11 protein-coding genes are annotated in these 13,793 nt (G+C 73.8%); 6 read left to right on the forward strand and 5 right to left on the reverse strand.

The features are described 5' to 3' along the window. Positions 1 to 122: 122 nt before the first annotated feature. Positions 123 to 1,364, forward strand: coding sequence for an imidazolonepropionase (gene hutI / locus ACFWH7_RS08740; RefSeq protein ID WP_378216123.1), 1,242 nt, complete (start codon positions 123 to 125; stop codon positions 1,362 to 1,364). 33 nt (positions 1,365 to 1,397) lie between these two features. Here hutI and ACFWH7_RS08745 read toward each other — a convergent pair whose 3' ends face one another. The 3 genes from ACFWH7_RS08745 to ACFWH7_RS08755 are packed head-to-tail and all read right to left on the reverse strand — an operon-like array spanning position 1,398 to position 3,549. Next, positions 1,398 to 2,447, reverse strand: coding sequence for an arginase family protein (locus tag ACFWH7_RS08745; RefSeq protein ID WP_378216111.1), 1,050 nt, complete (start codon positions 2,445 to 2,447; stop codon positions 1,398 to 1,400). A 38-nt stretch (positions 2,448 to 2,485) separates the two neighbouring features. Beyond that, positions 2,486 to 2,863, reverse strand: coding sequence for a DUF1304 family protein (locus ACFWH7_RS08750; RefSeq protein ID WP_378216112.1), 378 nt, complete (start codon positions 2,861 to 2,863; stop codon positions 2,486 to 2,488). After that, positions 2,860 to 3,549 carry a maleylpyruvate isomerase family mycothiol-dependent enzyme gene (locus ACFWH7_RS08755; protein WP_378216113.1) on the reverse strand — a complete coding sequence of 230 codons (690 nt, stop codon included), beginning with the start codon at positions 3,547 to 3,549 and terminating at the stop codon, positions 2,860 to 2,862. Before ACFWH7_RS08755 ends, ACFWH7_RS08750 begins: the two co-directional genes overlap by 4 nt. Before the next feature lie 91 nt (positions 3,550 to 3,640). Between ACFWH7_RS08755 and ACFWH7_RS08760 the strand changes: the two genes are divergently transcribed. Beyond that, positions 3,641 to 4,081 carry a MarR family winged helix-turn-helix transcriptional regulator gene (locus tag ACFWH7_RS08760; RefSeq protein WP_378216114.1) on the forward strand — a complete coding sequence of 147 codons (441 nt, stop codon included), beginning with the start codon at positions 3,641 to 3,643 and terminating at the stop codon, positions 4,079 to 4,081. Positions 4,082 to 4,418: 337 nt separating this feature from the next. Then, entirely contained in the window at positions 4,419 to 8,912 is a 4,494-nt protein-coding gene (locus tag ACFWH7_RS08765) for a TIM barrel protein (protein ID WP_378216115.1), read from the forward strand. Between the two features lie 202 nt (positions 8,913 to 9,114). On the opposite strand, the gene ACFWH7_RS08770 is transcribed toward ACFWH7_RS08765, so the two are convergent. Then, positions 9,115 to 10,014 (reverse strand): universal stress protein, encoded by a 900-nt coding sequence (locus tag ACFWH7_RS08770; protein ID WP_378216116.1) that lies wholly within the window; start codon positions 10,012 to 10,014, stop codon positions 9,115 to 9,117. A gap of 214 nt (positions 10,015 to 10,228) precedes the next feature. Between ACFWH7_RS08770 and ACFWH7_RS08775 the strand changes: the two genes are divergently transcribed. Together ACFWH7_RS08775 and ACFWH7_RS08780 are read left to right on the forward strand one after the other, a co-directional pair. After that, entirely contained in the window at positions 10,229 to 10,957 is a 729-nt protein-coding gene (locus tag ACFWH7_RS08775; RefSeq protein ID WP_378216117.1) for a response regulator, read from the forward strand. A 196-nt stretch (positions 10,958 to 11,153) separates the two neighbouring features. Continuing rightward, positions 11,154 to 11,573 (forward strand): pyridoxamine 5'-phosphate oxidase family protein, encoded by a 420-nt coding sequence (locus ACFWH7_RS08780; RefSeq protein WP_378216118.1) that lies wholly within the window; start codon positions 11,154 to 11,156, stop codon positions 11,571 to 11,573. Between the two features lie 18 nt (positions 11,574 to 11,591). Here ACFWH7_RS08780 and ACFWH7_RS08785 read toward each other — a convergent pair whose 3' ends face one another. Continuing rightward, positions 11,592 to 12,779, reverse strand: coding sequence for a GAF domain-containing sensor histidine kinase (locus tag ACFWH7_RS08785; RefSeq protein ID WP_378216120.1), 1,188 nt, complete (start codon positions 12,777 to 12,779; stop codon positions 11,592 to 11,594). 198 nt (positions 12,780 to 12,977) lie between these two features. On the opposite strand from ACFWH7_RS08785, the gene ACFWH7_RS08790 reads away from it, so the two are divergent. Next, a complete protein-coding gene (locus ACFWH7_RS08790; RefSeq protein WP_378216122.1) occupies positions 12,978 to 13,760 on the forward strand; it encodes a tetratricopeptide repeat protein in 783 nt (260 codons plus the stop codon). The last annotated feature ends 33 nt before the right edge of the window (positions 13,761 to 13,793 follow it).

Raw genomic sequence — 13,793 nt, forward strand, 5'->3', positions numbered from 1 at the left:
CGCTGCCGAACCCGGGGATACGGGTGGTTTCGGCGGCCGGCTAGCCCGCAACCCCGGGTTCGGCAGCGGCCGGGCGGCCCGCAGGCGCGGGGCCGGCAAGCGGGTCGACGCTCCTCACCGGGATCGGCGAGCTGACGACCAACGCGCCCGGCGGGCCCGGCACGGGTGAGGGCGACCCGACCGGCCTGGTGGCGGACGCCGTCGTGCTGCTCGACGGCGGCCGGGTCGCCTGGGCGGGGCCGGCCCGCGAGGCGCGGGACGCCGTCGGGCGTGCGCTGGGCGGTCGGGCGCCGGACGCCACGGTCGACGTGGGCGGGCGCGCGGTGATCCCCGGGTTCGTCGACTCGCACACGCACCTCGTGTTCGCGGGCGACCGCGCCGCCGAGTTCGAGGCGCGCATGGCCGGGCGCCCGTACGAGGCGGGCGGCATCCGGTCGACCGTCGCGGCGACGCGCGCGGCGCCCGACGCCGTCCTGCGAGCGGGTCTCGCCCGGCACCTCGACGAGGCGGCCCGGCAGGGCACGACCACGGTCGAGGTGAAGAGCGGGTACGGCCTCACGGTCGCGGACGAGGAGCGCACGGTGCGGCTCGCGCGCGAGGTGACGCCCGAGGTCACGTTCCTCGGCGCGCACGTCGTGCCGGCGGAGTTCTCCGGGCGCGCGGACGCGTACGTCGACCTCGTGTGCGGTGACATGCTCGCCGCGTGCGCGCCGCACGCGCGGTGGGTCGACGTGTTCTGCGAGACCGGCGCGTTCACGCCCGCGCAATCCCGCCGCGTCCTCGAGGCGGGTTCCGCCGCGGGACTCGGGGTGCGCGTGCACGCGAACCAGCTCGGCCCGGGGGAGGGCGTGCGCCTCGCCGTCGAGCTGGGCGCGCCCGCCGTCGACCACTGCACGTACCTCACCGACGCCGACGTCGCGGCGCTCGCCGGGTCGTGGACCGGCAGCGGGACGCGACCGGACGCGCCGTCGGGAGCGGTCGCTGGGACCGTGGCGACGCTGCTCCCCGGCGTGGAGTTCTCCACGCGCCAGCCCTACCCCGACGCGCGGCGCCTCCTCGACGCGGGCGCCGTCGTCGCGCTCGCGAGCGACTGCAACCCCGGGTCGAGCTACACGTCGTCGATGCCGCTGTGCGTCGCGCTCGCGGTCCGCGAGATGCGGATGACCGTCGCCGAGGCCGTGTGGTCCGCGACCGCGGGCGGCGCGCTCGCGCTGCGGCGGGACGACGTCGGGCACCTCGCCCCCGGCGCGCGGGCCGACGTCGTGCTGCTCGACGCCCCGAGCCGCACCCACCTCGCCTACCGCCCGGGCGTCCCGCTCGTCGCGGCCGTCTGGAAGGACGGCGTCCGACGCCCGCCGAGATAGAGGCTCCGGTCAGGAGACAGAGCTCGCCGCGTCCTACGTCGCGACCGGACGCTCTACCTCGCGGAGGGCGACGCCGGCGGCGAGCTCGAGGACGCAGAGGGCGGCCAGGCGGACGGTGCGGCCGTCGGGGGCGTCGGCGGTGGCGTCGACCTCGACGACGTCGGCGGACCGGAGGCGGTCGTCACGGGCCGCTGCGCGGACGAGGGCGCGCAGCTCCCACGCCGCGATGCCGCCGGGCACGCTCGCCGGGCAGCCCGGGGCGACGGACCGGTCGCACACGTCGACGTCGGCGTCGAGGTGCACCGGCCCGCCCGCCGCGCCCGCGATCGCGAGCGCCGCCCGCATGACGTCCTCCGTGCCGCGCCGGCGCAGCTCGTCGACGTGCACGACCGTGATCCCGAGCTCGACCGCGCGGCGCGCGTACTCGGCCGAGTTGGCGAAGTCCGCGATGCCGATCTGCACGACCCGCGTCGGGTCGAGCCCGGCCTCGACCAGCCGCCGCACGGGCGACCCGTTCGAGACACCGTCGCGCAGGTCGTGATGGGCGTCGAGGGTGACGAGTCCCGCGGTGGCGAGGTCGTCGCCCCACGCGCCGAGCGCCGTCGCGACGGTGACGGAGTTGTCGCCGCCGAGCGCGACGAGCAGGCGCGCGTGCTCCAGCGCCGCGCTGACCGCCGCGCGTGTCCGCGCCTCGCCCTCTGCGCCGTCCGGCTCGTCGACGTCGCCGAGGTCCGCGAACGCGAGGCCCGTGAGGTCGACCGGGCCACCCCGGTCCGACGGCGTCGCGCGCCCGCTCCCGACGCCACCGTCCCGTGCGCCGCCGCCCTGCGCGACGGCCGGCCGCACGCGGGCGGAGGCGCCGCCGTCGGGCAGGGGGCGGTCGGGAGCGAGCGCGGGGCTGAACCGGCGCAGCGCGTCGCGTACGGCGGCGGGGGTCGCGTGCGCGCCGGTGGGGGAGAGCGACGTGCGCCAGGCCGGGACGCCGAGCAGCGCGACGTCGACGTCCTCCCCGCCGAGCGGGGGCCAGCCGCCCGCCCGGGGCCAGGACGGGTCGTGGGAGAGGGGCTGTGCGGCGCTGCTCACGTCCCGACCGTAGCAACGCGCCGGGCGCAGGGTGCGGGTCAGGACGCGAGGGTCGCGACGAGCGTCGCGAGCCCGAACCCGGACTGCCCGAGGGTGCCCGTCCAGAGCCGGTGGTCGGAGACCCACAGCACGACCCCGCCGAGGGTCATGAAGCCCGCCGTGTACAGGACGAGGGTGCGTCCCTCGTCCACGAGGCCGTTCGCGGCGAGCACGACCCCGAGCACCGTCCCGGCGCCGAGGAACATGTTGTAGAACGCGACGTTGAACGCCCACAGCCCGACCTCGGGCGGAGAGAAGCGCTTGCGCAGCAGGAACTGCTGGGCCCAGGGCCGGTGGAAGAAGAAGGCCTCGACGACCCCGACGCCGACGTGCAGCACGCCGGCGGCGACGGCGAGGACCTGGGCGAGCGTGCTCATGGGAGCTCCTCCCGGTCGTGCGGCGCGAACGAGCGGGCGAGGCGGCGGGCGCCGTCACCGTCCAGGAGGGCGAGGGCCGCGGGTCGCCCGGTGAGCAGCAGGAGCAGGGCGGTCATCGACCCGGTCACCTGCTGGCCCTCGCCGCGCTCCCACGGCACGTCCGCGGCGACGAGACGGAACCCGGCGAGGCGCCGTCGGGCGCGGAAGGGGAACGACACCGCCCACACGCGCTCGGCGGCCTCGCGGGACGCGAGCGGCGGTGCGGGGAGGTCGATACCGAGCGCGACGGCGACGTCCTGGGTGTGGACGAGCGCGTCGACGAGCGCGACGTGCGGCGTCGTCCCCGGGGCGAGGCGGCGCGACCCGACGGCCGCGCGCAGGGCGGCGAGGACGTCCTCGCGCGGGCGCGTCCCGGCCTCGCGCGTGAGGAGGTCCATCATCCCGTCGAAGCTCGCGCGGCCGCGGACGAGCGCCCGGGCGAGCCCGCGGGCGAGCGCGGTGCGTGAGGAGGTGGGGGCGAGGGTGAGGTGCGCGGCGACGTCGTGGACGCGCCATCCCGCGCACAGGCTGGGGCGCTCCCAGTCGGCAGGGTCCAGACCGGCGACGAGGTCCACGAAGGAGGTCCGAGCGGTCGCGACGGCCGCCCAGACGTCGTCCTCCGTCATCCAGTAGTCGGGTGCACTCATGGGAGCGCCTCCAGAACTGATACGATGATCTGACTACTTTAGTCAGCCGGACTGACGATGGTCAACCCCTCGACCCCCCTCGGAGGCGCACGTGAGCGAGCAGGACGAGCTCAACACCGGGCTGCTCCTGTTCATCCCGTACCGCGCGCTCGAGCTGCGGGTCTACACCGCGGTCCGGGAGGCGGGGTTCGACGACGCGACGCCCGCACAGCTCCGCGTGTTCCAGCGGGTCGGGCCGCACGGCACGCGCCTCACGGAGCTCGCCGAGGCGGCGGAGATCACCAAGCAGACCGCAGGGTTCCTCGTCGACCAGCTCGAGTCCGCCGGATACGTCGAGCGGGTCCCCGACCCTGTCGACCGCAGAGCGCGCCTCGTGCGCGTGACCGCACGGGGCGAGGCGGCGTCGCGCGTCGCCGCGGCGGAGCTCGCCCGGGTCGAGGAGGAGTGGACCGCCCACCTCGGCGCGCGGGGCATGGCCTCGCTACGTCGTCAGCTCGCGCGACTGCGGGAGATCACCGACCCCTGGGCTTAGCGCAGACCCCACTTGTGCATAGCGAGTGCGCATAACAAAGATCCACGGCGCGCGTCTTTCGACTAACCGTCGACAAAAGTCGATCCCGAAGGTACGGTCGGGTTTCGTCGGCTGACGCGGGCATCCCCGGTCGGTCGCACGTGCAGCCTCAGCGTCGAGTGCTCGCACGCGTCGACCGGCGCGAGCGACGGAGGAGTGCGGCCAGCGATCCTGTGCCTCGCTCCTCGCGGTGCGGGCTGCTTGGTTCCCCCAGTGCGTCAAGGAGGACGTTGTGCACAGATTTTCCCCAGGCCACCGAAGGTGGTCTCGATATGTCGCCGCGGCGGTCTCAGCCGCGGTGCTGGTACCGCTGACCGTCAGCGGGGCGTACGCCCACCCCGGGCACGAGGAAGGCGGCGACACCGCCGCTGCCGCCGCGCTCGACTGGGACAACTACGAGAAGGTGCTGCTCAGCAAGGACACGGGCGAGCCGATCGACCTCGCCGTCCTGCCCGACTCGCGCGTCCTGCACACGGCACGCGACGGCGTCGTGCGGCTCACGGACCCGATGACGGGTCTGACGAGCCAGATCGCGCAGCTCGACGTCTACAAGAACTCGGAGGACGGCCTCCAGGGGATCTCCCTGGACCCGAACTTCGAGGAGAACCACTTCGTCTACATGGTCTACGCGCCTCGGGTGATGTCGGGCACGTCGCCTTCCGGGGTCGACTACCCGGAGACGACGCCGAACGGCAGCGCCCCGAACTCCCTGCCCGCGGGCGAGGACGAGAGCTACTGGGACCAGTGGCTGGGGTACAACGTGCTCTCGCGGTTCACGTGGGACCCGACGACGGCCGCGATCGACCTGTCCACCGAGCGCGAGATCCTCAAGGTCGACGCGCAGCGCGGGCAGTGCTGCCACGTCGGGGCGGACATGGCGTGGGACGAGGAGGGGAACCTGTTCCTCTCCACCGGTGACAACACCCCGGCGAGCGCGCCCGGTGCGGCCGGGTACGCGCCGAACAACAACGCGCCGGGCATGAACCCGGGCTTCGACGACCGTCGCGGGGCCGGCAGCACGAACGACCTGCGCGGCAAGATCCTGCGGATCAACCCGATCGAGGACCTCGCGGCCGACACCGAGGTGGGCCCGGGGAGCACGTACACGATCCCCGAGGGCAACCTCTTCGACGACCCGCAGTACGACGACGTGCGCGACCTGGTGCGCGACGAGACCTACGTCATGGGTCTGCGCAACCCGTTCCGGATCGACTACGACGTCGAGGCGGGCGCGCTCGTGTGGGGCGACTACGGCCCCGACGCGGCCGCCGCGAACCCCGACCGTGGCCCCATGGGCTACGTCGAGTGGAACCTCACGACCGAGCCGATGAACGGCGGCTGGCCGTACTGCCACGGCCCCAACGCGAACTACAACGAGTACGACTACGCGACCCAGACGCCGGGCGAGTTCTTCGACTGCGAGGCCGGCGCCGAGAACAACTCGACGTGGAACACGGGCCTGGACGTCCTGCCGCCGGCCACCGCGCCGCAGGTCTACTACGGCGACAAGGCCGGCGACCAGCCCGAGCTGCTCGACCCGCTGACGGAGTGGGGCGGCGGCGGCCAGGCCCCCATGGGCGGGCCGATCTTCCGCTCGGCCGACTACCCGGACGCACCGGGCAAGTTCCCCGCGTACTGGGACGGCAAGCCGTTCATGGCGGAGTTCTCACAGGACTACGTCGCCGCGTTCACGCTCGACGAGCTGAGCAGCGACGGCGTGGTGACGGCCGTGGAGGACTTCCTGCCGAACGCGCACCTCACGAGCGCCGCGCAGCCCATCTGGGACAACGTCATGGACTTCGAGTTCGGTCCCGACGGCAACCTGTACGTCCTCGAGTACGGTGACGGCTTCTTCCGCCAGAACCCGGACGCGGGCCTGTACCGCGTGTCCTACAGCGAGGGCAACCAGCACCCGCAGGCGTCGTTCACCGCCAGCGCGATCTCCAGCAGCGAGGCCCCGCTCGAGGTCACGTTCGATGCCTCGCGGTCGAGCGACCCCGAGGGCGCCGAGCTCACCTACGAGTGGGACTTCGACGGCGACGGTCAGACCGACGCCACCGGCGTGAAGGTCACGCACGAGTACACCGAGCTCGGGCAGTACGACGCCATCCTGCGGGTCACGGACCCCGAGGGTCTGTTCACGCTCTCGACGAAGCAGATCACGGTCGGCAACACGGCACCCGAGATCAGCGTCGACGTCGCGGACGGGGCGATCTTCAACTGGGGCGACGAGCTCTCGCTCGGGGTCTCGGTGCACGACGCCGAGGACGGCGACGAGGTCGTGTGCAGCGACGTCAAGTACACGTTCGGCCTGGGACACAACACCCACGCGCACCCCGAGGTCACGGGGTCCGCGAAGGCCACGGCCGACGGCTGCGGCATCACCATCGCGACCAACGCGGACGCCGTGGAGCACGGTGAGGGCGAGAAGATCTTCGGCACCCTCGTCGTGACCTACACGGACAAGGCGCAGGGCGACGTCCCGGCCACGACCGGTGAGCTGACGCGCATCTTCAAGCCCGAGGAGCAGCAGGCCGAGTGGTACGACGAGGCCGAGGGCATCGAGGTCGTCGTCGACGAGACCGCCGACGCCGGTGGCTACGTCACGTCCCTCGACGCGGGCGACTCGTTCGCGTACGAGCCCGTGGCCTTCGAGCACGCCCCGTCGGGCGACGCCATCAACCGTGTGACCGTCCTCGGTCGCGGCGAGGGCACCGTCACGCTGGGCTGGGAGGGCGCCGACGGCACGACCGACGAGTCGCTCGCCGAGTTCCGCTTCGCCAGCGAGGGCTGGACCGACGTCACCCGGACGCTCACCAGCGTGCCGGAGGGCTCGGGCAAGGTCGTCGTGACGAGCACGGGCGGCGTCGACGTCGACAACGTGTTCTTCGGCAAGTCCGTCATCATCCCGGCGGACCAGGTCTCGCTCCAGATGTTCTCGCTGATCCCCTGGGTCACCGCCGACGGCCAGCCGGCCGTGCTCGACCGCCTCGGCGAGATCGGGCTCCAGAACATCGAGCCCTTCGGCGGCAACTACTCCGGCCTGACGGCGGAGCAGTTCCGCGCGCAGGCGGACTCCGCGGGCCTGAGCGTGCCGTCCTCGCACTACAACGTGGGCGAGGCCGACTTCGACACGACGCTCGACTACGTGGCCACGGTGGGGCAGAAGTACGTGGGCTCCGGCGGCTTCCCCAGCCCGGGGATCGGCAGCCTGGAGAACACGCTGGCCACGGCCGAGGCGATGAACCGCCTCGGTCAGCGCTCCGTGGAGGCGGGCGTCGGCAAGGTGTTCGGCCACAACCACGACCAGGAGTTCACCACCAAGTACGAGTACGACGGTGAGCTCACGTCGGCGTGGGAGATCCTCGTGGCGGAGACGAACCCCGAGTTCGTGACCTTCGAGCTCGACACGGCGTGGGCCGCCCACGCGGGCGTCGACGTCCCGGCGCTCATCGAGCAGTACGGCGACCGGATCGAGCTCCTGCACATCAAGGACGCCGTCAACCTCAACGCCGGTGGGCGCCCGACGTTCACCAACCTCGGCGACGGCGACATGCCGCTGCAGGAGATCCTGGCCGCCGGTCAGGAGGCGGGCGTCGCGTACTACGTCATGGAGTACGACATGGCCGCCGACGGCGAGTCCTTCGCCACGACCGGGTTCGAGTACCTCACGGGTGAGGCCGCGGGCGGCTCGGAGGAGCCGACGGAGCCGGTCACCATCCCGGTAGACAAGGTCTCGATGCAGCTGTACTCGCTCAGCTCGTGGAGCCGCCAGATCGGCTGGGAGGGCGTCTACGACCGCCTGGGCGAGATCGGCTTCGAGAACGTCGAGCCGTTCGGTTCGAACTACTCCGGTCTGACGGCGGAGCAGGCTCGCGCCCAGTTCGACGCTGCCGGGCTTCGTGTCCCGTCCTCGCACTACAACGTGAACGAGGGCACCTTCGACGCGACCCTCGCGTACGTCAAGACGATGGGCCAGGAGTACGTGGGCTCGGGCGGGTTCCCGTCCCCGGGGATCGGCGGGGGGCTGGAGAACGTGCTGGCCACGGCCGAGGCCATGGACCGTCTCGGCGAGCGTTCGGTCGCGAACGGCACCGGCAAGCTGTTCGGGCACAACCACGACCAGGAGTTCAACACCAAGTACGAGTACGACGGTGAGCTGACCTCCGCGTGGGAGATCCTCGTGGCCGAGACGAACCCCGAGTTCGTCGCGTTCGAGCTGGACACGGCCTGGGCGGCGAACGCCGGCGTGGACGTGCCCGCTCTGATCGACGAGCACGCGGACCGCATCGAGCTCCTGCACATCAAGGACGCGACGAACCTCAACCAGGGTGGGCGTCCGACGTTCACCAACCTCGGTGAGGGCGACATGCCGCTGCAGGAGATCCTGCGGGCCGGCCTCGACGCGGACGTGGCGTACTTCGTCATGGAGTACGACGGCTCGCCGGCGAACGACGTGTTCTCCGCCGAGGGCTTCGAGTACCTCACCGGCCTCGAGGCCGGTGCGGACACCCCGGAGGTCGACGTGACGGTCGAGCCGCGCTGCCTGGCCGGCAAGACCTACGTCGCGGTGCGTGCGCTCAACGTGGACGACTCCACGCTCGACATCGCGATCGAGACGCCGTTCGGCAGCAAGACCTTCGCGGACGTGGCTTCGGGCAAGAACGCCTACCAGTCGTTCAGCACGCGCGCCACGGAGATCGAGGCCGGCGAGGTGACCGTCACCGTGACCGATGCGGACGGCGCCACCGACACGGTCACGGTCGAGTACGCCGCGCGGTCGTGCGGCTGAGGTGACCCGAGCGCCGGGTGAGACGGGGGTCCGACACCGTCTCGCCCGGCGTCACCGGGGCGCCACGTGGGGCGGCGGCCGATGCCGCCCCACTTCTCGGTGGTGGTGTGCCCGTCCGGCAGCGGGCGCACCACCACCCGGCCGCTTCTCGCTCCCGCGGCACGGGCGCGGGAGCGCCCCCGGTTCGCCGCGACCTCTCGGGCTACGCCTTCTCGGCGTGCACGACGGCGACCGGGTGCGTCGCGTGGTGCAGCACCTGCTGGCTCACGGAACCCAGGACCATGCCGCGCAGGTCACCCCGGCCGCGCGAGCCGACGACGGTCAGCGCCGCCCCGGCCGCGGCCTCCCGGATCGCGACGGACGGCTCGCGGTCCACGACGAACGTCTCGACGAGGACGTCGTCGTGCTCGGTGGTCCGCACGCGCGCGAGCGCCGCCTCGACGGTGCGCGACGCCTCGGCCCGCGCGTCGCGCTCGGCCGACGTGTAGAACGACGGGTTCTCCTCCCACAGCGGCCCCACGGGCAGCCGCCACGCGCACACCGCGACGACGCGCGACCGGGTGCGCGCCGCCTCGTCGAGCGCGAACCGCAGCGCCGCGTCGCCGTGCACGGACCCGTCGACGCCAACGACGACGTCGGTCGTCCGCTCGGCCCGGTCCACGACGGGTGGCACGACGACGACCGGCACGGGCGAGCGCGCGGCGAGCCGGGTCCCGACGGAGCCGAAGAACATGGAGCCGACCGAGCCCAGGCCGCGCGACCCGACCACGACGAGGTCGGCGCTCTTGGCCTCGTCGAGCAGCGCCTCCGCGGGCGGGCCGGAGCGCAGCGTGGTGCGCACGGGCACCGTGGGGTCGACGTGCGCGGCGCGCTCGGCGGCGGCCGACAGGATGGGACCGGCGATCTCGCCCAGCTCCTCGACGCTCGGGTAGTACGCGCCCCCGACGAAGGGCGTCGCGACCACCGGCACGTACGCGACGTGCAGCACGCGCAGCTCGGCGCCGCGCCGCGCCGCCTCGCGCACGGCCCAGTCCAGGGCCTTGCCGCTCGTCGCGCTGCCGTCCACACCGACCAGCACGACCTGCTGCGTCGATCCGCTCACGGTTCCCACCTCGGTCCCTCGTCCCCTTCGCGGCGGGTGTCCTCCCGCCGCCTGCACACCTCCTGGATACTCCCCGAGACCAGGCGTGCGCACCTTGCGACCGCCCCCGCGCGCGGGGACCCACGGCTCCAGGTCGCGGGACGAAGGTCCCGCACCTGCGGCGGCGCTCCCTCGCGCGCGCGAGAATCCGCCACCGACGGGCTACGTTGAGGACATGGGCTCTCCCCACCCGATCCGTGTGTTCCTGCTCGACGACCACGAGGTGGTCCGACGCGGCGTCGCCGCGCTGCTCGAGGCGGCCGGTGACATCGCCGTCGTCGGCGAGGCCGGCACCGCCGCCTCCGCGCTCGCGCGCATCAAGGCGACCCGACCCGACGTCGCGATCCTCGACGTGCGCCTGCCCGACGGCTCCGGCGTCGAGGTGTGCCGCGAGGTGCGCTCCGAGCTCCCCGAGGTCGGCTGCCTCATGCTCACGTCGTTCGCCGACGACGAGGCGCTGTTCCAGGCCGTGCTCGCCGGTGCGTCGGGCTACGTGCTCAAGCAGATCCACGGGTCCGACCTGGTCGGCGCGGTCCGCACCGTCGCGGCGGGCGGCTCGCTCCTCGACCCGGCGAGCACGGCGCGCGTGCTCGAGCGCCTGCGCCACGCCGCGGACGAGACGCCCGACCGTCTCGAGGGCCTGTCCCAGCAGGAGCGCCAGATCGTCGCGCTCATCGGCGAGGGCCTGACGAACCGGGAGATCGGCAAGCGCCTCTACCTCGCGGAGAAGACGGTCAAGAACTACGTCTCGCACGTCCTCGCGACGCTCGGCCTGCAGCGGCGCACCCAGGTCGCGGTGCTCGCGACCGAGATGCGCCAGGAGGAGGCGTCGCGCCCGGGCATGCCGGGCCAGGGCGCTCCGACGGCGGACCGGCAGCGCGGTGGCCAGCCCTTCCGTCCCTGACCGCCACGCCGAGGCGACGACCGGGGGGCCCGAGGGCTCGTCCCCGGACGGCCCGGGGGCCGACGGGCAGGGTCCGGGCGACCGCGCGGCGTCGGGACCTTCGGCTCTCCCCGATCTGACACCGCGGCGCGACGATGTGGAGATGGACAGAGTCGAGCGGACCGGGACAGGGGCACCGGTGGCGGGTGCGGGGGCCATGACGGCCGAACGCCCGCGCGCCTCGGCAGGGCTCGCGGAGCTCACGCCGGAGGAGAGCTACGCGCTCCTCGCGACCGTCCCCGTGGGCAGGATCGTCTACACCGACCACGCGCTGCCGGCGATCCAGCCGGTGAACTTCGTCCTCGACGGGCCGGACGTCGTGTTCCGCACCGCCGAGGGCTCCAAGCTCGCGGTCGCCGCGAGCCGCGCGGTCGTCGCGTTCGAGGTGGACCAGTTCGACGCCGACGCGCGCTCCGGCTGGTCCGTCGTGCTCGTGGGCCGCACGTTCGAGGTCACCGAGCCGGTGGAGCGTGCGCGGCTGCTCGCCCTCCCGCTCGTGACGTTCGTGCCGGGCGTGCGCGACCGCGTCATCAAGGTCGTCCCGCGCATCGTCACCGGGCGGCGGATACAGCGCTGAGACGGCCTGGGAGCCGGGTCAGCCGAGCGGCACCCACCACTCGAGGCGCGTGCCGCCGTCGGGCAGCGCGGTCGCGGTGCTCGAGCCGCCCAGCGCCGCCGCGCGCGCCTGCATGTTCCGCAGGCCGGAGCGGCGCCCGCCGGGCTGGATGCCCACGCCGTCGTCCGTCACCGTGAGGCGCGCCTCGTGCGCGGTCACGGACAGGTGCACGACGACGTGGCTCGCCTGCGCGTGCCGGGCCACGTTGGTGAGGGACTCGCCGAGCACGACGACGAGCTGGTCGGCGACCTCGGCGGGCAGGCTCGGGCCGCCGTCGGACACGCCCGCGCCCGACCCCTCGGTCGCGACCTCGACGCTCACCTCCGGCGCGAAGCCCAGCACCGTCGTCGCCGCCTCCGCCTGGGCACGGAACCGGTCCTCGATCGACGGCGCGTCCGGGTCGGTCGCGGTGTGCAGGGCGAAGATCGTCGAGCGGATCTGCCGGATCGTCTCGTCGAGGTCGGAGACGGTCTCCTCGATGCGGGTCCGCGCGTTCGGGTCGGCGACGAGCGGCTGCACGCTCATGAGCGTCATCGCCGACGCGAACAGGCGCTGGATCACGACGTCGTGCAGGTCGCGCGCGATGCGATCGCGGTCCTCGAGCACGCCCACCTGCTTGGCCCGCCCGTAGAGCCGCGCGTTCTCGATCGCGACGCCCGCGGCCGCGGCGAGCGCGATCACGGCCGCCTCGTCCTCCGCCGTGAACTCGGTCGTGGAGTCCTCGCCGCCCGCCCCGGGCACCCGCTTGTCCGTGAGGTAGAGGTTGCCGAACACCGTCTCGCGCACCCGGACCGGCACGCCGAGGAACGTGTGCATCGGCGGGTGGCCCTCGGGGAAGCCCGCCGAGCGCACGTCGTCGGCGATCTCCGGCACGCGGATCGGTTCCGGATGGTCGATGAGCTCCCCGAGCAGTCCCTCGCCGTGCGGCCAGTGGTCGATCGCGGCGACCTCGTCGTCCGAGAGCCCGAGCGGGATGAACTGCGCGAGGCGCTCGCGGCCCGAGGCGTCGAGCACGCCCAGCGCGCCGTACCGGGCGCCGGTGAGCTCCATCGCCGCCTCGACGATGCGCCGCAGCACCTGCGGGAGGTCGAGGTCGCTCGTCACCGCCACGACGGCGTCCAGCACGCGTTGCCCGGCGGTGGCCGGCAGGTCCGTCGTTCCGCTCACCCGAGCCAGTCTCCCAGACGCCGGGCTCCGGGCGGCACCCGGCTTGACCTGGAGGTGTGACGTGGGCGACACCCGCGCGCTATCGTGCGTCCACATCTCGGGACGTCCGTCGCCGTCCTGCCGGTCGCCCACCGCGGCCGGCCCGGCGCGAGCCGACCGAGGCCGTCGACGCAGGGGGCCGAAGGGACACGGTGCCGCATGCCGACCACCGACCAGAGCGCGGGTCCCGCCACGGCGACCGCGCTCGCCGACCTGCGGGCCGCCGTCGGGCACCTGCACCCCGACGACCCCGCCGAGCTCGTCGCCATCGCCGACGACCTGCGCGCCCTCGGCAGTCCCGCCGCCGCCGTGCCGTTCTACGAGTCGGCCGTCGAGCACGGTGTCCCCGGGGCCGTGTACCGGCTGGGCGTCGCGCACCACGAGGCGGGCGACGCCGCCGAGGCGTTCCGCTGCTTCGAGCTCGCGGGCCTCGCGGGCGACGTCCTCGGCGCGTTCATGGCCGCGCAGGTCGCGACCGAGCGCGGCGACCTGCACGCCGCCCGCCGGTGGTACGAGCAGGCGCAGGACGTCGAGGGCGCCTCCGTCCGGCTCGCGCAGGTGCTCGCCGAGCTGGGGGAGCAGGAGGCCGCCGACGACCTCCTCGTCGCGACGTCGGGCGAGAGCTGGGAGGCGGCCGTCGAGCTGGCGCGCAACGGCGCGCTCTCCGGAGACGACGCCGTGGCCCTCCTCGAGGGCTGGGCGGAGGCGGGCGAGGCGCGCGTCGCGGCAGCGCTGGCGGACCTCTACGTCCGGGCCGGCCGCGCCCTCGACGCGGAGGACCTGCTGGCGCAGGCGGCGCTCGTGGGCGAGCCGACCGCGCGCACGAGCCTCGGCGTCCTGCGGCTGCGGGCCGGCCGGGTCGCCGAGGCCATGACGCTCTGGAGCGAGGCCGCCGCCCAGGGCGACCCCCAGGCGGCAGAGCTGCTCGCGCGCTTCGGCTGACCGGGGCCACGCGAGTGCGGACAGAAAGGCGCC

Origin of the sequence: Cellulosimicrobium cellulans (genome assembly GCF_042723955.1) — a bacterium.
In the GTDB taxonomy this organism is placed as follows: Bacteria; Actinomycetota; Actinomycetes; order Actinomycetales; family Cellulomonadaceae; genus Cellulosimicrobium; species Cellulosimicrobium cellulans_H.